This window comes from Janthinobacterium aestuarii, from assembly GCF_046113285.1.
In the GTDB taxonomy this organism is placed as follows: domain Bacteria; phylum Pseudomonadota; class Gammaproteobacteria; order Burkholderiales; family Burkholderiaceae_D; genus Janthinobacterium.
Map to the genome: position 1 here is coordinate 3,046,342 of NZ_CP142524.1, position 16,740 is coordinate 3,063,081.

The 16,740-nt window shown below is 62.3% G+C and carries 20 protein-coding genes; 7 read left to right on the forward strand and 13 right to left on the reverse strand.

The window, feature by feature from the left end; translation table 11 throughout:
- Positions 1-120: 120 nt before the first annotated feature.
- The 7 genes from cyoA to OX462_RS13740 all read left to right on the forward strand — a co-directional run bounded on the left by cyoA (position 121) and on the right by OX462_RS13740 (position 6,901).
- Entirely contained in the window at positions 121-1,104 is a 984-nt protein-coding gene (gene cyoA, locus OX462_RS13710; RefSeq protein WP_175444764.1) for a ubiquinol oxidase subunit II, read from the forward strand.
- Between the two features lie 90 nt (positions 1,105-1,194).
- Entirely contained in the window at positions 1,195-3,198 is a 2,004-nt protein-coding gene (cyoB, locus tag OX462_RS13715) for a cytochrome o ubiquinol oxidase subunit I (protein WP_070288466.1), read from the forward strand.
- Positions 3,191-3,829 carry a cytochrome o ubiquinol oxidase subunit III gene (gene cyoC, locus OX462_RS13720; RefSeq protein ID WP_034788486.1) on the forward strand — a complete coding sequence of 213 codons (639 nt, stop codon included), beginning with the start codon at positions 3,191-3,193 and terminating at the stop codon, positions 3,827-3,829. Before cyoB ends, cyoC begins: the two co-directional genes overlap by 8 nt.
- A complete protein-coding gene (cyoD, locus tag OX462_RS13725) occupies positions 3,826-4,212 on the forward strand; it encodes a cytochrome o ubiquinol oxidase subunit IV (protein ID WP_034788483.1) in 387 nt (128 codons plus the stop codon). Before cyoC ends, cyoD begins: the two co-directional genes overlap by 4 nt.
- Positions 4,209-5,042, forward strand: a complete 834-nt coding sequence (locus OX462_RS13730; protein ID WP_409028689.1) for an SURF1 family protein — start codon at positions 4,209-4,211, stop codon at positions 5,040-5,042. Before cyoD ends, OX462_RS13730 begins: the two co-directional genes overlap by 4 nt.
- Positions 5,026-6,375 carry an ATP-binding protein gene (locus OX462_RS13735; protein ID WP_141749869.1) on the forward strand — a complete coding sequence of 450 codons (1,350 nt, stop codon included), beginning with the start codon at positions 5,026-5,028 and terminating at the stop codon, positions 6,373-6,375. Before OX462_RS13730 ends, OX462_RS13735 begins: the two co-directional genes overlap by 17 nt.
- Positions 6,365-6,901: a response regulator transcription factor gene (locus tag OX462_RS13740; RefSeq protein WP_034788474.1), complete on the forward strand. Its 537-nt coding sequence runs from the start codon at positions 6,365-6,367 to the stop codon at positions 6,899-6,901. The genes OX462_RS13735 and OX462_RS13740 overlap by 11 nt, the downstream gene beginning before the upstream one ends.
- Before the next feature lie 13 nt (positions 6,902-6,914).
- On the opposite strand, the gene OX462_RS13745 is transcribed toward OX462_RS13740, so the two are convergent.
- The 13 genes from OX462_RS13745 to OX462_RS13805 form a co-directional block, all read right to left on the reverse strand.
- The gene (locus OX462_RS13745; protein WP_409028690.1) at positions 6,915-7,145 is read right to left on the reverse strand and encodes a hypothetical protein; all 231 of its coding nucleotides are present in this window, start codon (positions 7,143-7,145) and stop codon (positions 6,915-6,917) included.
- Positions 7,146-7,261: 116 nt separating this feature from the next.
- Positions 7,262-7,453 carry a hypothetical protein gene (locus OX462_RS13750; protein WP_070310429.1) on the reverse strand — a complete coding sequence of 64 codons (192 nt, stop codon included), beginning with the start codon at positions 7,451-7,453 and terminating at the stop codon, positions 7,262-7,264.
- Between the two features lie 114 nt (positions 7,454-7,567).
- On the reverse strand, positions 7,568-7,918 hold the full coding sequence (locus OX462_RS13755) for a hypothetical protein (RefSeq protein ID WP_070288460.1): 351 nt from the start codon (positions 7,916-7,918) through the stop codon (positions 7,568-7,570).
- A 227-nt stretch (positions 7,919-8,145) separates the two neighbouring features.
- Positions 8,146-8,643, reverse strand: coding sequence for a GNAT family N-acetyltransferase (locus OX462_RS13760; RefSeq protein WP_256267156.1), 498 nt, complete (start codon positions 8,641-8,643; stop codon positions 8,146-8,148).
- Positions 8,640-9,281, reverse strand: a complete 642-nt coding sequence (locus OX462_RS13765) for a putative DNA-mimic protein (RefSeq protein ID WP_409028691.1) — start codon at positions 9,279-9,281, stop codon at positions 8,640-8,642. Before OX462_RS13765 ends, OX462_RS13760 begins: the two co-directional genes overlap by 4 nt.
- 57 nt (positions 9,282-9,338) lie before the next feature.
- Positions 9,339-9,704, reverse strand: a complete 366-nt coding sequence (locus OX462_RS13770) for a hypothetical protein (protein WP_409028692.1) — start codon at positions 9,702-9,704, stop codon at positions 9,339-9,341.
- A gap of 25 nt (positions 9,705-9,729) precedes the next feature.
- On the reverse strand, positions 9,730-10,527 hold the full coding sequence (gene phnE / locus OX462_RS13775) for a phosphonate ABC transporter, permease protein PhnE (protein WP_070310425.1): 798 nt from the start codon (positions 10,525-10,527) through the stop codon (positions 9,730-9,732).
- Positions 10,524-11,336: a PhnE/PtxC family ABC transporter permease gene (locus OX462_RS13780; RefSeq protein ID WP_070288559.1), complete on the reverse strand. Its 813-nt coding sequence runs from the start codon at positions 11,334-11,336 to the stop codon at positions 10,524-10,526. Before OX462_RS13780 ends, phnE begins: the two co-directional genes overlap by 4 nt.
- 17 nt (positions 11,337-11,353) lie before the next feature.
- Complete coding sequence (locus OX462_RS13785; protein WP_409028693.1) at positions 11,354-12,166, reverse strand: phosphonate ABC transporter ATP-binding protein; 813 nt, start codon at positions 12,164-12,166, stop codon at positions 11,354-11,356.
- A gap of 169 nt (positions 12,167-12,335) precedes the next feature.
- Positions 12,336-13,205: a putative selenate ABC transporter substrate-binding protein gene (locus OX462_RS13790; protein ID WP_070218836.1), complete on the reverse strand. Its 870-nt coding sequence runs from the start codon at positions 13,203-13,205 to the stop codon at positions 12,336-12,338.
- A 25-nt stretch (positions 13,206-13,230) separates the two neighbouring features.
- Positions 13,231-14,295, reverse strand: a complete 1,065-nt coding sequence (gene selD, locus OX462_RS13795; protein ID WP_070310421.1) for a selenide, water dikinase SelD — start codon at positions 14,293-14,295, stop codon at positions 13,231-13,233.
- A gap of 98 nt (positions 14,296-14,393) precedes the next feature.
- Positions 14,394-15,473: a tRNA 2-selenouridine(34) synthase MnmH gene (mnmH, locus tag OX462_RS13800; RefSeq protein WP_070310419.1), complete on the reverse strand. Its 1,080-nt coding sequence runs from the start codon at positions 15,471-15,473 to the stop codon at positions 14,394-14,396.
- Between the two features lie 79 nt (positions 15,474-15,552).
- Complete coding sequence (locus OX462_RS13805; RefSeq protein ID WP_070310418.1) at positions 15,553-16,695, reverse strand: FAD-dependent oxidoreductase; 1,143 nt, start codon at positions 16,693-16,695, stop codon at positions 15,553-15,555.
- Positions 16,696-16,740: the final 45 nt, after the last annotated feature.

The window sequence follows — 16,740 nt, forward strand, 5'->3', positions numbered from 1 at the left end:
AGAAGTCCTCGTCTACCAAGTGAAAGTCCGAGCAAGGGGTAGGACAAAACGTCCAATTGCCAGTGCGCTCCAGTGAGAATACAGTACCATATCTTCATCCCCTGTACTGGACTTTCCTGTATGTTTTCATTAAAAGTTCGTCGCGGACTGCTTCTTTTACCTCTCGCATTGTTGGCTGGTTGCAATACGGTGGTACTGAATCCGTCTGGCGACATCGCAGTTCAGCAAGGCAATCTGATTGTCATCTCGACATTGCTGATGCTGTTGATTATCGTTCCGGTAATCGCCCTGACCCTGCTGTTCGCATGGCGCTATAGAAAAAACAACACCGCGGCCAAATACGAGCCGGACTGGGACCACTCGACTCGCCTCGAGCTGATTATCTGGGGCGCGCCCCTGTTGATCATCATCGTGCTGGGCCTGCTGACCTGGATCAGCACCCACACCCTCGATCCATACCGCCCATTGAGCCGTATCGACGCCAACCGCCCCATTCCCGCCAGCCACAAGCCGATGATCGTCGAAGTCGTGGCCATGGACTGGAAATGGCTGTTCATCTACCCGGAGCAAGGTATCGCTTCCGTGAATGAACTGTACGCGCCCGTCGATCGTCCGATCCGCTTCAAGATCACCGCGTCGTCCGTCATGAACTCGTTCTTCATCCCCGCGCTGGCAGGTCAGATCTACGCCATGCCGGGCATGGAAACGCAGTTGAATGCCGTCATCAACAAGCCGGGTGTCTATAAAGGCTTCTCCGCGAACTACAGCGGTGCCGGTTTCTCGGGCATGCGCTTCAAGTTCCACGGTGTCAATGATGCGGACTTCGACAAATGGGTGGAATCGGCACGTGCCGGTGGCGGCGCGCTGAACCGCGACGACTACCTGTCGCTGGCCCAGCCTAGCGAACGCGACCCGGTACGCCGCTACAGCGCCGTGCCTAACGATCTGTACAAGGCAATTCTGAACCGCACCATCGTTTCCGACGCCCTGTGCGTGACGCCGGTCGAGCCATACAAATTGACGATGGCAAAAAGCCCGGTAGCGGCCGTAACGGCAGTAGTCGCTAGCGATGCAGTCGTGGAAAAGGGCGTTCAAGCCAAGTAACCACTGCATGAATCCCGCAGCGCATCGTAGTGGCGCTGCAGATACTGGCGCCGCTTGCCTGGCGCCTCCCTTTTTTCTCTGAGAGTAACAATGCTAGACCATATTGATCTGACGAAGCTTATATTCGGCCGTCTGACTTGGGATGCAATTCCATTTCACGAACCTATCCTGCTGGCGACCTTTGCAATGGTCGCCCTGGGCGGTATCGCACTCGTTGCGGCACTGACGTATTTCCGCGTCTGGGGTACCCTGTGGCGCGACTGGATCACCAGTATCGACCATAAAAAAATCGGTATCATGTACATGATCCTGGGCCTGGTCATGCTGCTGCGCGGCTTTGCCGACGCGCTGATGATGCGTACCCAGCAGGCGATCGCCTTTGGCGACAATGCCGGCTTCCTGCCGCCGCATCACTACGACCAGATCTTCACCGCCCACGGCGTGATCATGATCTTCTTCGTCGCGATGCCTTTCGTGACGGGTCTGATGAACTACGTGGTGCCGCTGCAGATCGGCGCGCGCGACGTGGCTTTCCCATTCCTCAACAACTTCAGCTTCTGGATGACCACCATGGGCGCCGCCCTGGTCATGGCTTCGCTGTTCGTCGGCGAATTCGCCCGCACGGGCTGGCTGGCGTATCCGCCGCTGTCGGGCATCGTCGGCAGTCCGGACGTGGGGGTAGACTATTACATCTGGTCCTTGCAGATTGCCGGGGTCGGGACGCTATTGTCCGGTGTCAACCTGATCGCCACCATCGTCAAGATGCGCGCACCGGGCATGACCTGGATGAAAATGCCCGTCTTCACCTGGACCGCACTGTGCACCAACATCCTGATCGTCGCCGCCTTCCCGGTGCTGACGGCTGTTCTGGCCATGCTGTCGCTGGACCGCGTTGCCGGCTTTAACTTCTTCACGACGGAACTGGGCGGCAACGCCATGATGTACGTCAACCTGATCTGGATCTGGGGTCACCCGGAAGTCTACATTCTGATCCTGCCGCTGTTCGGCGTGTTCTCGGAAGTGGTCGCCACGTTCAGCAGCAAGCGTCTGTTCGGCTACGCCTCGATGGTGTACGCCACCTGCGTCATCATGATCCTGTCCTACCTGGTATGGCTGCATCACTTCTTCACCATGGGTTCGGGCGCCAGCGTCAACTCCTTCTTCGGCATCACGACGATGATCATCTCGATCCCGACGGGCGCGAAGATCTTCAACTGGCTGTTTACCATGTACCGCGGCCGTATCCGCTTTGAACTGCCGATGCTGTGGACGATCGGCTTCATGGTCACCTTCACCATCGGCGGCATGACCGGCGTGCTGCTGGCCGTACCACCAGCGGACTTCGTGCTGCATAACAGCCTGTTCCTGATCGCCCACTTCCATAACGTGATTATCGGCGGCGTGGTGTTTGGTGTATTTGCTGCAATTAACTACTGGTACCCGAAAGCCTTCGGCTACAAGCTCGACGCGTTCTGGGGCAAGTGCTCGTTCTGGTTCTGGTTCGTCGGCTTCTACCTGGCCTTCATGCCGCTGTACGTGCTGGGCCTGATGGGCGTGACCCGTCGTGTCAACCACTTTGAAGATCCATCCTTGCAAATCTGGACCATCATCGCCTGGTTTGGCGCCGTCTCGATCGCGCTGGGCATCGGTTCCCTGCTGATGCAGTTCTATGTGAGTTTCCGCAACCGTCACGCCCTGCGCGACGTCACCGGCGACCCATGGGGCGGCCGTACGCTGGAATGGTCGACGTCGTCGCCACCGCCAGACTATAATTTCGCCTTCACGCCACAAGTGCACGAACTCGATGCATGGACTGACATGAAGAAACACGGTTACCAGCGTCCGACGTCCGGTTTCACGAAGATCCACATGCCGAAGAACACCTGGGCTGGTTTCGTGATCGCCGCACTGTCCGCACTGGTCGGTTTTGGCCTGATCTGGCAAATGTGGCTCGTCGCCAGCGTTGGCTTCGTGGTCATGATGATTACGATCATCGTCCATACCTTTAACTACAAGCGCGATTACTACATTCCTGCGGAAGAAGTGGTCCGTACCGAAGACGCTTATACTAAATTGCTGAGCAGCCATGTCTGATACCATCGCCCATAACACCGGCGCCGCTGGCGCCGCACCAAGCACGCGCAGCTACTTTGTGCGCGAGCACCACCCGGAAAACGGCAGCTTGCTCGGTTTCTGGCTCTACCTGATGAGCGATTGCCTGATCTTCGCCTGTCTGTTCGCCACGTACGCCGTGGTCGGCCGCAGCTATGCGGACGGCCCGACGGGCGCCGCGCTGTTCGACCTGCCGCTGGTGGCCGTCAACACGGCCATGCTGCTGCTGTCGTCGATCACCTACGGCTTCGCCATGCTGGCCATGCAGCGCAAGCAATTGCGCAGCACCCTGGTCTGGCTGGGCATCACGGGTCTGTTCGGCCTGGCCTTCCTGTCGCTGGAAATGTATGAATTCATTCATCTGATCCACGAAGGCGCCGGTCCGCAGCGCAGCGCGTTCCTGTCGTCGTTCTTTGCCCTGGTCGGTACCCACGGCTTGCACGTGACGTTCGGCGTGATCTGGCTCGTGACCTTGATGTTCCAGTTGAACAAGCATGGCCTGACCCCGGAAAACGGCCGCCGCATGATGTGCCTGTCGCTGTTCTGGCACTTCCTGGACGTCATCTGGATCGGCGTCTTCACCTTTGTCTACCTGATGGGAGTGCTGCCATGAGCGACCACCACACACACGGCGATAGCCACCACCATGACAACCACGATCATGGCAGCCTGAAAAGCTACGCCATCGGTTTCATCCTGTCGGTGATCCTGACGGCCATTCCGTTCTGGCTGGTGATGACGAAAGCCATCACCAACTCGGGCACCATGGGCCTGGTCCTGCTGGCATTCGCGGCCGTTCAAGTGGTGGTACACATGGTGTACTTCCTGCACATGAACACCAAGTCCGAAGGCGGCTGGAACATGATGGCGCTGATCTTCACGATCATGATCGTGGGCATTGCCATGGCCGGTTCCCTGTGGGTCATGTACCACATGAACCACAACATGATGCCGGATCTGATGCCTGAGTACATGCATACGAAAACGGCTCCATGATGAGTCAACCGCGCCCAAGCAACACCGGGCGCGCCCCTGGCGCCGCATCGCAAGATGCCGCGCCAGGCCCACGCGGCATGGCTGTGCGGTATGCGCTAGCCTTGCTGGCGGGGATCTTGTTTGCCGGTTTCTGCGTCCTGGGAACCTGGCAAGTCAAGCGCCTGTTCTGGAAGCTTGACCTGATCGAGCGCGTCGAACAACGCGTACATGCGCCCGCAACGGACGCGCCTGGACCCGCAGCCTGGGCCAGCATCACGCAGCAAACGGATGAATACCGCCATGTGCGACTCTCCGGTACTTATCTCCCCCTATTCAATACCCTGGTGCAAGCAACGACGGCACTGGGCAGCGGTTACTGGCTGGTGACGCCCTTGCGCCTGGCCGACGGCAGCACCGTGCTCATCAACCGCGGCTTTGTGCCGAAACGCGCCAGCATCGCCGCCAGCACGCCGGCCGGCATCGTCGAGGTCGACGGCTTGCTGCGCATCAGCGAGACGGGCGGCGGTTTCTTGCGTGAAAACAGTCCTGCCACGCAGCACTGGTATTCGCGCGACGTGGCCGCCATCGCCGGCTCGCACATGCTGAGCAACGTGGCGCCATATTTCGTCGATGCGAAAGAGAAATCGGAAACGGCCAGTGACGCCCCCGTCGGCGGCCTGACCGTGATCTCGTTCCACAACAATCACCTCGTGTACGCCTTGACGTGGTTCGCGCTGGCCCTGATGGTGGCCGGCATCACATGGTGGATCGTGCGCGAAGACCGGCGCCGCCGCGCGCGCAAGGCGGGCAATGCCGATCGCCAGGAAAGCGACCATGCCGGGCAGGATTGAAATCCTGCCCAACCGCGAGGTACTAGAACGCGGCGCCGTGGCGGCCGAGATGGAACATCCGGCCGGCCACCAGAACATGAAGCTGCTGATCCAGCTGCGCTGGCTCGCCGTGATCGGCCAGATCAGCACCATCTTCGGCGTGGGCGTGGGACTGGGCATCGCCTTGCCCGTGCCCTACATGCTCGAAGTGCTGTCCTGCCTCATCGCTTTTAACCTTGCCAGCCTCTTGCGCTGGCACGAACGCCAGCCCGTTTCCAATACGGCCCTGTTTCTTGCCCTGCTGGTCGACGTCACCGTGCTGACGGCCCAGCTCTACCTGAGCGGCGGCATCAGCAATCCGTTTGCCTTCCTGTATTTATTGCAAGTCATCCTCAGCGCCGTGCTGCTGGAAGTGTGGTCGACCTGGATCATGGTGGCCATTACCAGCCTGTGCCTGGCGGGCCTGGCCTTGCTGCCCGGCCCCTTGATCCTGCCGATCGACCCCGAGCGCGGTTTTTCCAGCCTGTACGTGCAGGGCCTGCTGATCTGTTTTATTTTGAACGCCGCCTTGCTGGTGGTGTTCATCACGCGCATCAACCGCAACCAGCGGGCCGGCGACGCCAAGGTGGCCGACTTGCGCCAGCGCGCGGCGGAAGAGGAGCACATCATCCGCATGGGCTTGCTGGCCTCGGGCGCCGCGCACGAGCTGGGCACGCCGCTGGCAACCTTGTCCGTCATCCTCGGCGACTGGCGCCGCATGCCGGAATTGAGCAGGAACAGCGAATTGCTGGAAGAAATCACGGAAATGCAGGCGCAATTGCAGCGCTGCAAGAGCATCGTCAGCGGCATTTTATTGTCGGCGGGCGAGGCGCGCGGGGAATCTTCCGTGAAGACGACGATCAATACCTTCCTCAACGACCTGGTCGACGAGTGGCGCACGAGCCGCCCGATCCAGGATTTCGAGTACGATAACCGCATCGAGCACGATGTGCCCGTCGTCTTCGATTCGACCTTGAAACAAACCATCTGCAATGTGCTCGACAATGCGCTGGAAGCATCGCCCGAATGGCTGCGTTTTGAAGCGACGCGCGAAGCGGACGCCTTGCACCTGGTCGTTACCGATGCGGGCCCCGGCTTCGAGCCGTCGATGCTGACGCACCTGGGCAAACCATATCAAAGCAGCAAGGGCAAGCCCGGCGGCGGCCTCGGCCTGTTCCTGGTGGTCAATGTCGCGCGTACCCTGGGCGGCACGGTGACGGCGCGCAACCGGGTACAGGGCGGGGCGGTGGTGCACCTGGCCTTGCCGCTGGCTGCCATCAAACTGGAAAGAGAAAGCGACCACCATGCAGGATGACCGTCTGTTACTGATCGTGGAAGACGATGCCGCGTTTGCCCGCACCCTGGGCCGCTCGTTCGAACGGCGCGGCTATCAGGTCATCCTGGCCACCAATTTCGATGAGGCGAGCGCCTTGCTGGAACAGCATTGCCCCGACTACGCCGTCGTCGATTTGAAACTCAATGGCAATACGTCCGGCCTGGCCTGCGTGCAGATGCTGCACCAGCACGACCCGGAAATGCTGATCGTCGTGCTGACGGGCTACGCCAGCATCGGCACGGCCGTCGAAGCCATCAAGCTGGGCGCCTGCCAGTATTTGGCGAAACCGTCGAACACGGACGACATCGAAGCGGCCTTCGGCCACGTGGCCGGCAACGCCGACATCGAACTGACGAACCGCGCCACCAACATCAAGACCCTGGAATGGGAGCGCATCCACGAAATGCTGGCCGAGACGGATTTCAATATTTCCGAAACGGCGAGAAGACTGGGCATGCACCGGCGCACCTTGGCGCGCAAGCTGGAAAAGCAGCGGGTGAAGTAGGGTACTGCGCTGGTCACTGCGCAGCCTGATCGTTGTCGAATGCCAGTTCGATCATACTGTCATCGCTCCAGTCCTGCTCCCGCAACGGCGGCGTGAAAGCATGGCCGCTGAAGGGCACGGACGCGCTTTTGCCGTTGAAACTGATCGTCGCAGCCGTGATGCGCCGCCCTTCGGCAAAGCTGTAGGTGCCTTTTTGCGACACAAAATTGCAGGGCCCGCCCATTGCGCTCATCATGGTGCGCATGGCGAAAGGCAAGGTCTCCTTGTCGATGGCCCAGTGGACTTCGCACGCAAGCCGCAGGTCGCCCAGGCGGCGCGTCCGCAATTACGCCCATGCCATCAGCAAGCCGGAAGCAATGACTATTGCAGTAAACAGGGCGACGGCAAAATGATGGTGAGGAAGCCCTCTTGCCGGAGGGTAATGGCCCAGGGTGAGCAGCCGTAGCATTGCCCAGCCCGGCCAATGAACAGTTTTTCGATGACCGTTCCTACTACGTTATAGACCAGCAGGCGAACGACCCAGACGATGGCGTCGAAAATCCAGTCATACACGCTTCATCCTCGGGGTGTGCCAACTGATTGCGCTCATGCCGGCGCTATCGACTCCATCTTTTGCACCCGGATAGCGCTGGCGGATGATGATGTGACTCAAATCTGCGCCATTCCTTAACTAGTCGGTGCGGCCGTGGAGGACGAAATCTTTTTGTACGCTTCCGCCAGCGTCTTGACGGTCGCCACGTCATTCACGCTGCGCGCTTCGATGATGGTCTCGCCCGCAGCGATGGTGACGTCGCCGTTCGCATAGCTGGCGGGAAAGCGCCGCTCGGTGATCTTGTTGGTCAGCACATTGCGCGAGTAGCGCAGCGCCACGAGCCGCTCGCCTTCCTGTTTGATGACGACATAGTTCGGGACGGTGGTGCGTTCCAGTTTCCAGGTACCGATGAAGTCTTCGACAGGGGCGGCGCCGGCATGCAGCGCGCAGCAGGCGGCGAGGGCGCCCAGGAGCAGTTTTTTCATGGTGTTGACAGTCTATGCAAGAGTGGCCTGCGGGGCAGGAAAATACATCCGTCATGCTTGAATGGCGTGGCACTTGTCCGTCGGATGGCGCCAGTCATTTAAGTATTTGGCAATATTAACAGGATCATTGCGTCGTTTGCTGCCGTCCCCACAATTTTGCTCACATCGTGTTGTATGCGCGCCCCGACAGTTCCAGCGGTGTCAGGGCCTGGGCTACTATCAGCAAACTACCGGCTAGCCGGCGCCAGCCACTCCATCTTCTGCACTCGGATATCCGGATGGCTTTCCAGCGCTTCCCATTCGGGCAAAAAGACAAACCCCTGCTTCTGGTAAAACGCCGCCGCACGGGCGTTCCCGGGCGCCACGTCGAGCACCAGGCGAACGTGGCCGTTGTCCACGGCGTATTGTTTTACGGCCTCGACCAGGCCTTGCGCCACGGCCAGGCCCCGATATGCGGACTGTACCCACATGGCGATCAAATGGCATTCGCCGTTGCCGGCCACCACTTGCGCGGCCAGGCCGATGGCTTGTTCTCCGTCAAAGGCAAGGAAAAACGTGCGCTGCGGCGTGCTGGTGGCGCGCTGCTGCCAGTCGGCATCGGAAAAGCGGACCGCGCTGGCGTGGCTGGCGCCAAAGGCCGTGGGGGCGTCGAGCAGGGCGGCCAGGCGCGTGGCTTTCAGCGCCGGCCAGTCGTTGGCGGCGGTGGGGCGTATCAGCAGGCTCAATTGAAGACGATCGCCGTCTTGTGTTCGATGCTGAGCCTGCATGCCTCATACGCGGCCAGCCAGGCGATCAGTTCGCGCTCGAGGCCGTCTTCGGCGTCGATACGCGCATTGATGCGCGCCGCTTCTTCATCGCTCAGCTCGTCGCCGAGCAGGAAAATGCCCAGCGCGGGCGCCACCGTGACGAGTTCTGCGCGCAGGCTGTACGAGGAACCGAGCATGCCGCCCAGCAGCGGATGTTCATCATCGGCAAAAATGACGTCGTCGAAGACGAGGGGGAAATAAAAGCCCTCGCAATCGGAATGGCAGAGCAGATGGCTGTCCAGGTCATCCTGCGCCGCTTCCAGCACCGGATCTTCGCTTGGATCCTCGCCTTCGGCCAGCGGCGTGGCCCGCCATTGCCCATCCTGGACCGCATGCGCATACGCGCGGCGCAGATAATGCAGATAGCTGTATGGAAAGGAATCAAGCGCTGCGCGCGACTGCAGTTGCGGCAAGACCAGCGGTTCGCCATGGTGCGGCAAGCCCGCTTTTTGCAGCAGGGCGTTCGCTTGCGCCAGGGAATCGGCCAACCATTGCGCGCCTTCCGGGTCTTCTTCGTGCAGGTCGGCCAGAGCGCCGACTGTTATTGCCAATCCCATGCATGGACTCCTTTATTGTTCAGCTGCCAGTGTAAATCATTTGCCTCTGATCATCATTTACGATTGGTCCCACACTTCGATGGTCAGCAACTGTCCAGGTCTGCAGGCGGTGATGCGCTCCCCGTGCACGGTAATGCTGCCGGGCCAGCCCGTGGGCTTGTCTTGCGGAAATTCCCCATCCTGCGCTTCGGCGATGCCCGCCAGCAGCAGGGGCGCGATGACGTCCGCCGAGGCCGTGTAGCGGTTGGGGAAGCCGTTGAAGGCCAGCTGGGTCGCCTTGCCTTGCTCACACAGTTGCGCGATCCAGTCGGCGCCGAACAGGCCCGCTTCCCACGTGGCGAGAAACGCTTCCTTGTTGACCTTCGTCATATCGGCCATTTGTTCCGGCGTTTCTGCCGAGATAATCGTCCACCAGCCTGACATGGGCATTCCTTGTGAAAAGTGAAAATTAGCGGGTCATGGCGCGGCGCAGCAGGTAGCTGAGGCCATCGACGGCGGCCACCATCAGCAGCATGGCGACGATGACGGTGGCGGCGTTCTGCATCTGGAACAGCGACAGATGGTATTTCAGCATCTGCCCCAGGCCGCCCGCACCGACGACGCCGAGGATGGCGGCGGCGCGGATATTGTTTTCCCAGCGGTACAAAGTGTAGGACATCATCTGCGGCCCGCACTGCGGCAAGGTCGCGTACAAAAAGGCCACCGCAGGCCGGGCGCCGTTGATGCGCAGGGTGGCGGCCGGCAAGGGCGGGCAGTTTTCGAACGCTTCGGCAAACAAGCGGCCCAGCACGCCCACCGTGTGCAGGGCCAGCGCCAGTGTGCCCGCGAACGGGCCCAGGCCGGCGGCGATCAGCAAAATTGAGGCCCACACCAGCTCCGGGATCGAGCGCAGCACATTCAACACGCCACGCGTCGCGTTGCGCGCCAGGCTGCCGAAACGGCCGCTGGCGGGCAGGGCCAGCAGCGCGCCCAGGATGGCGGCGATCACCGTGCCGATGGCCGACATGGCAAGTGTTTCAAAGGTGGCAATGCCCACTTTCATCAGGAAAGGGCTGGCCAGCTCGGGCGGGGCGAAGCCGTGCAGGAAATCGGCCGTCGTGCGCACGGCATCGGCACTGAAGAATTCTCCCCATTTCAGGGGCAGGGTGGCGAAGCTGGCGATGACCAGCAGCAGCAGACCGGCCAGCAAGGCCCAGGTCGACCAGCGCACGGGGGCAGGGGCGGGCAACATCGGTTCAGTCTTCATGCCAGCCTCCGGCGCAGCATGGCGGAGACGGCGTCGGCGCCCGCCACCAGCAGCACGAACACCATCAGCATGGTGGCCAGTTCATTGCCTGCCATCATCTTCATCGATTCATCCATGCGCTGGCCCAGGCCGCCCGCGCCGACAAATCCCATGACGACGGAGCCGCGGATCGCGCATTCCCACCGGTAGATCGTGTACGACACCAGTTCCGCGGCCGATTCGGGCAGGGCGCCGTACAGCAAGGCTTTTAATCTGCCGCTGCCGTTGTGCAATAGCGCGTTGCAGGCGGCGGCGTCCGATGATTCGAGGATTTCCGCATACACCTTGCCCAGCATGCCGCAATACGTGAGCGCGATGGCGATCACGCCCGCCGTCGGCCCCAGTCCCACGATGCGCACCAATAGCAATGCCCAGACCAGTTCCGGCACGCTGCGCAGCAGCACCAGCAGCGCGCGCACGCCATGGCGCACGCTGGCGGCCAGCGGCGACACTTGGCCGCTGCCGATGCGCGAGATCGACAAGCGCTCCGTCACCAGCAAGGTCAGGGGAATGGCGCCCAGCATGGCCAGCGCCATGCCGGCCGTGGCCATGGCGATGGTTTCCCAGCTGGAAATGGCCACCAGCTGCAAAAATTCCAGCGAGTGGGCGGGCGGCACGAAGCTGGCGATGAATTGCCAGGTGGCTGCCAGGCTTTGCGCATCCCAGAGTATCCACGGTTTGAACTCAGCCTGCACCAGCATCGGCCACAGCACGAGCAGCACGATGGCAGCCCCGGTCAGGCGGCCGCGCCAGGCGGGGTCGCGCGGCATGGCGGCGTCGGCGCTCTTCAGCAAAGGGGCCTCGCGGCGTCCAGGTTCGCTTCCACCGATTCGAACTGGGGCGCGGCGTCGGCCTTGTTGCGGTACAGCTCGGCGATCATGGCGTCGCTGACCTCGGCGCCAGGCAAGTCGAAGACGATCTGGCCGTCGCGCAGGGCGACGATGCGCGTAAAGCAGGCGCGCGCGATCTCCACCTGGTGCAGGCTGCAGATCAGGGTGGCGTTGCGCGCCGTCGCTTCCGCCTGCAGCACATGGATCGTCTGCAAAGCCAGGGTGGGGTCGAGCGCGGACAGCGGTTCGTCGACGAGAAATACTTGCGCATCCGACACGAGCGCGCGCGCCATGCCGCAGCGCTGGCGTTCGCCGCCGGACAGGCGGTCGACCCTGGCGTACAGTTTATCCTGCAGGTTGAATTTGCCCAGCGCTTCCCATGCGGCGCGCGGATCGACGGGCACCAGCAGCGAACGGATGGCCGTCCACAAGCTCCATTGCGGCAGGCGGCCCGCCAGCACGGCGTTGACGACGCGCTGGCGCGGCGGCAGCGGCGGCGTTTGCGGCGCCAGGAATAATCGAGCGCGCAAGGCGTGGCGTTCGCCGCTGCCGACTTGCCAGGGCGACGTGCCAAGGATGTGCAATGTGCCCGATGCCGGGCGCAGCGCGCAGGCCAAGGTGTGCAGCAGGCTGGTCTTGCCGGCGCCGGACGGGCCGATCAGGGCGATCTGTTCACCCTGGGCCACGTCCAGGTCCACGTCGCGCAGGGCCAGCGCATTGCCGGCGGCACCCGCGTGGTGGACGCTGACCTTGTGAAGTTGGAATGTCATGCGATGTTCGGTATGGGGGCGTTGGTGTGTCGGATTACGCCATGCGACGGCAGCGTAGGTCGGATTAGGCCGGAGGCCGTAATCCGACAACATTGTTGGCATTATCGCTTGTGTCGGATTACGCGGCTTTGCCGCTAATCCGACCTATGATAAAACGCGACGACGTAGTTTACTTCAACAGCTTCGCATCGCGCGCGGCCGCTTCGATATCCTTGTAGTTCTCGGCCTTGGTCGGGATGAATTTGGTCGCGCGCTGCAGCTCGAGGATTTCCTTGCCTTCGGCCGTCGATGGGTCCAGCGCCAGGAAGGCGTCCGTCAGCTTCTTGCGCACGACGGGGTTCATGTCGGCGCGCACGCTCCAGTTGTAATCGTAGTAGCCGGGTGTCGTGTAGAACACGCGCACCTTGCTTGGATCGACCTTTTTCGCTTCGACCAGCTTTTCCCATACGGAAATGTTTAAGGTGCCCGCATCGACCTTGCCGCCGGCCACGGCCGCCACGGTGGCGTCATGCGCGCCCGAGAATGCGATGCGCTTCATGTCCGTATCCGGATTGATCTTGGCGGCCAGCAAGTAGTAACGGGGCATCAAGTGGCCCGAGGTCGACGATTCCGAGCCGAACGTGAAGTTCTTGCCTTTCAGGTCAGACAATTGGTTGATGTCCTTGCTGGTGGTCACGAACACGGAGCGGAACTTCGTGTCTTCCTCGCGCTGCACCAGCGGCACGATCTTGCCGCCGCTGCGCACGTTGGCTTGTACAAACGTGAAACCGCCGAACCAGACCATGTCGAGCTTGTGATTGATCAAGCCTTCCACGGAGGCCGCGTAATCGGTGACGGGCGTAAATTCCACCTTCATGCCCAGCTTTTTCTCCAGATAGCTGCCCAGCGGCTTGAACTTGCGCTGCAATTCCGTCGGCGCTTCGTCGGGGATGGCGGACACGCGCAATACTTGCTGCGCCTGCGCCAGGCCGCTGTGGATGGCCAGGGTGGCGGCGACGGTGGCCAGGATGGCGGGGAACTTGTTGGAGAATGTGGTCATGGGACTGCCTTTGAAAGATTGTTCATTAATATACGGAAACCCCGGTATTGCCATCCTGCATCTCGCCGATGACGACGGCGTCGCCAAAGCCTTCGGCGCGGAAAATCGCCAGCACGTGCTCGACGGCTTCCGGCGCGCACGCCACCAGCAGGGGGCCGGCCGTCTGCGGGTCCGTCAGGATCGCCTTGTCGATGGCGCTGAGGCTGTCGGCCAGCGCCACTTGCGCACCGTAACCCTGCCAATTGCGGCCTGAGGCACCCGTGATGTTGCCATTCTGCGCCAGTTGCTGCACTTGCGGCAGCAGCGGCACGTCAGCCATGGCAATGCGCGCCTGCAACTTGGCGCCGCGCGCCAGTTCCAGGGTGTGGCCCAGCAAGCCGAAGCCCGTCACGTCCGTCAGCGCATGCACGCCATCGAGCAGGGCCAGTTTCTTGCCTGGGGTATTCAATTTGGTGGTGTTGTTGATCAAGGAAGCGTAGCCATCCGCGTCCAGTGCATTCTTCTTCAGCGCGGCTGACAGGATGCCCACGCCGATCGGCTTGCCCAGCACCAGTTTGTCGCCGGCGCGCGCGCCCGCATTGCGCTTCACTTGCGACGGGTGCACGAGGCCCAGCACGACGAGGCCATAGATCGGTTCGACGGAATCGATGGTGTGGCCGCCGGCGATGGGGATGCCGGCCTGGGCGCAGATGGTTTCGCCGCCTTTCAAGATGAGGCCGATGGTTTCCACGGGAAGCTTGTTGATCGGCATGCCGACCAGGGCCAGCGCCATGATGGGCGTGCCGCCCATGGCGTAGACGTCGGAAATGGCGTTGGTGGCGGCGATGCGGCCGAAGTCGAACGGGTCGTCGACGATGGGCATGAAGAAATCCGTCGTGGCGATCAGCGCCTGTTCGTCGTTGAGCTGGTAGACGGCCGCGTCATCGGAGGTTTCTATGCCGACCAGCAATTCTTTCGGCAGGGGAAAGCCGCCGCTGCCCTTTAAAATGTCGGCCAGCACGCCGGGCGCGATCTTGCAGCCGCAGCCGCCGCCATGGGCAAATTCGGTCAATCGGATGGGGGTATTGGATGTTGCTGCGCTATCTGACATGGAAATTCCTGCTGATGTTGTGTACAACGATGATCATTTTTACCCCAAACGCAAGGTCTGGGGTCGGACTCTCAGGGGCCGACCCCGGCACTGCGTCTTTAGGGGGAATTAGTGCCGACAATACCACACAACGCGCGCGCGGCTTGCTCAAAGGCATGTTCTGAAATATCGGGCAAGACCAGCGGCGTCGCCTGGGCGTAGCGGCTGAAGTTGCGGGCGATCGATTGCCGGTAGACGGGGTCGTAGTGCTGGACCAGCAGCTCTTCCACCAGCTCGGCCATCTGGCCCGCCGTCGCCAGCTGCTGCCAATGGGCGATTTTCTCCTTGCCATGCAGCTGCGTCAACAGGGCCAGCTGCACATTCAGGCGCTCCGGGTCGCCGACGAAATGTTCATAGTCCTGCATCAGCAATTGCACGCGCTGGTCCGTGGCCAGCCGCACGTCGGTGCAGGCGGCCGCGCGCATCTTGTCCATCAGCGCGTCGGGCACGCGCACGCGGCCCACTTTCTTGCTTTCCGATTCGATGAAGACGGGCAATGCCGGGTCGAACTGGCGCAACTGCTGCCACAGCGCGCTTTCGAACGATTTTTGCGAGGGCTGCTCTTCCTCGGGCAAGCCGCCCAGCACGGAGCCGCGGTGCGCTGCCAATCGCTCCAGGTCGATCACCTGCGCGCCTTGGCGGTCCAGCACTTGCAGCAAGCGGCTCTTGCCGCTGCCCGTGGGGCCGCACAGCACATTGATGAAGTCGAAGCGCTCGGGCAGGGTGGCCAGCTCGGCGTTCACGTGGCGCCGGTAATCCTTGTAGCCGCCGTCGAGCTGCGTGACGGGCCAGCCGATGCGCGCCAGGATGTGCGCCATGGCGCCGCTGCGGTTGCCGCCGCGCCAGCAGTAGACGAGCGGCTTCCATTCGTGCGGGTGACCGAGGAAACCGTCTTCGATATGCCGCGCGATATTCTTCGCCACCAGCGCCGCGCCCAGCTTCTTCGCTTCGAAGGCGCTCGTCTGCTTATATAGCGTGCCGACGCGAACGCGCTGCTCGTCGTCGAGCACGGGCAGGTTGATGGCGCCCGGCAAGTGGTCTTCCGCGAACTCGGACGGGCTGCGCACGTCGATGATGGCGTCGAATTCATGCAGGCGTGGCAGGATGTCGCTGAAGGGAAGGACTGCGGGGTATTTCATCGTGGCGCGGCTGCTTGGAATGGGGAAAGACGTATTATCCCCGATAAAGGCCGCTGGCGTGGGGCTTTGGCGCCGCCTTTCACACTGTGCGTGCCGGGCCGGCGTCCCGCATGCCTGTGAAGAACCGCACCAGGCTATGCGGCGCGTCGTCGTCAAAGCACAGGCGCAGGATGCGTTCCGACTCCACCGCGGCCGCGCCGCTGCGCGCAAACAGCGCCGTTTCATATGCCAGCAAGGCCGCTTCCACGTCGCTTGGGTGCGCGGCAAGCGCCTGCGCCAGCTCGGCGCCGTCCAGCATGGCCAGGTTGGCGCCTTCGCCGGCCGGCGCCATCAAATGGGCCGCGTCGCCCAGTAAGGTCACGCCTGCCACGCGTTGCCAGCGGTGGTCGACGGGCAGCAGGTGCACGGGACGGGGCACGGGCGGCGTGTCCGCGTCCGTGATCAGGGCCGTGAGCGCCGGCGCCCAGCCGGCAAACTGGGCGGCGATGGCTGCCCGCGCGGCGGCGGGATCGGCAAAATCGATGCCTGCCAGCCACTCTTCGGGTTTACTCAGGGCCACATACGCATGCAGCACGCCATCGGCTTCGCGGTGAGCCTGGATGCCCTTGCCCGGCGCCAGCGCGAACAGGGCGCCGGCGCCCACGGCTTGCGCAGTGGCCCCGTGGCGGCGGTCGCTGTCGAACAGATACGTTTCAATGAAGGCAATGCCGCTGTAGGCGGGCTGCGCGCTGGAGAGCAGCGGCCGCACCCGGGACCAGGCGCCATCCGCGCCCACCAGCAGGTCGCTGGCCGCCGAGGCGCCATGCGCAAAGTTCAGCATGTGCCTGCCGCCGTCCAGCGTCGCGACGCTGGTCAATTTGTGGCCCCAGCGCACGCAGCCGTCAGGCAAGGCATCGAGCAAGATGCGGCGCAGTTCGCCGCGCGGCACTTCGGGACGCCCGCCCGTGCCATCGTCGCCCTCGTCGTGCAGGACCGTGCCATGCTGGTCGAGCACGCGGCTCGCTTCGCCGCCCGCATGGATGAGGGCGCGGAAGGCGTCGTGCAAGCCGGCCGCCCGCAGCGCTTGCTGGCCGCTTTCCTCGTGGATATCGAGCATGCCGCCCTGGCGGCGCGCTTGGGGCGACGCGTCCGCTTCATACACGGTGGCGGCGATGCCGTGGACGTGCAGCACGCGGGCGAGCATCAGCCCGCCCAGCCCTGCGCCGATGATGGCGATATGCATGGTGACCCTTCAGGTGGTGTTCAAAATAACAATGGAACGACGTTC

What these genes read in the sequence shown, in the direction of transcription:
- cyoC (WP_034788486.1), top strand. Translation starts at nt 3,191, where the DNA reads ATGTCTGATACCATCGCCCATAACACCGGCGCCGCTGGCGCCGCACCA.
- cyoB (WP_070288466.1), top strand. Translation starts at nt 1,195, where the DNA reads ATGCTAGACCATATTGATCTGACGAAGCTTATATTCGGCCGTCTGACT.
- phnE (WP_070310425.1), bottom strand. Translation starts at nt 10,527, where the DNA reads ATGAAGACTGAACCGATGTTGCCCGCCCCTGCCCCCGTGCGCTGGTCG.
- OX462_RS13735 (WP_141749869.1), top strand. Translation starts at nt 5,026, where the DNA reads ATGCCGGGCAGGATTGAAATCCTGCCCAACCGCGAGGTACTAGAACGC.
- OX462_RS13805 (WP_070310418.1), bottom strand. Translation starts at nt 16,695, where the DNA reads ATGCATATCGCCATCATCGGCGCAGGGCTGGGCGGGCTGATGCTCGCC.
- OX462_RS13765 (WP_409028691.1), bottom strand. Translation starts at nt 9,281, where the DNA reads ATGGGATTGGCAATAACAGTCGGCGCTCTGGCCGACCTGCACGAAGAA.
- OX462_RS13755 (WP_070288460.1), bottom strand. Translation starts at nt 7,918, where the DNA reads ATGAAAAAACTGCTCCTGGGCGCCCTCGCCGCCTGCTGCGCGCTGCAT.
- OX462_RS13730 (WP_409028689.1), top strand. Translation starts at nt 4,209, where the DNA reads ATGATGAGTCAACCGCGCCCAAGCAACACCGGGCGCGCCCCTGGCGCC.
- OX462_RS13780 (WP_070288559.1), bottom strand. Translation starts at nt 11,336, where the DNA reads ATGCCGCGCGACCCCGCCTGGCGCGGCCGCCTGACCGGGGCTGCCATC.
- selD (WP_070310421.1), bottom strand. Translation starts at nt 14,295, where the DNA reads ATGTCAGATAGCGCAGCAACATCCAATACCCCCATCCGATTGACCGAA.
- OX462_RS13790 (WP_070218836.1), bottom strand. Translation starts at nt 13,205, where the DNA reads ATGACCACATTCTCCAACAAGTTCCCCGCCATCCTGGCCACCGTCGCC.
- OX462_RS13740 (WP_034788474.1), top strand. Translation starts at nt 6,365, where the DNA reads ATGCAGGATGACCGTCTGTTACTGATCGTGGAAGACGATGCCGCGTTT.
- OX462_RS13770 (WP_409028692.1), bottom strand. Translation starts at nt 9,704, where the DNA reads ATGTCAGGCTGGTGGACGATTATCTCGGCAGAAACGCCGGAACAAATG.
- OX462_RS13745 (WP_409028690.1), bottom strand. Translation starts at nt 7,145, where the DNA reads ATGCGCACCATGATGAGCGCAATGGGCGGGCCCTGCAATTTTGTGTCG.
- cyoD (WP_034788483.1), top strand. Translation starts at nt 3,826, where the DNA reads ATGAGCGACCACCACACACACGGCGATAGCCACCACCATGACAACCAC.
- mnmH (WP_070310419.1), bottom strand. Translation starts at nt 15,473, where the DNA reads ATGAAATACCCCGCAGTCCTTCCCTTCAGCGACATCCTGCCACGCCTG.
- cyoA (WP_175444764.1), top strand. Translation starts at nt 121, where the DNA reads ATGTTTTCATTAAAAGTTCGTCGCGGACTGCTTCTTTTACCTCTCGCA.
- OX462_RS13785 (WP_409028693.1), bottom strand. Translation starts at nt 12,166, where the DNA reads ATGACATTCCAACTTCACAAGGTCAGCGTCCACCACGCGGGTGCCGCC.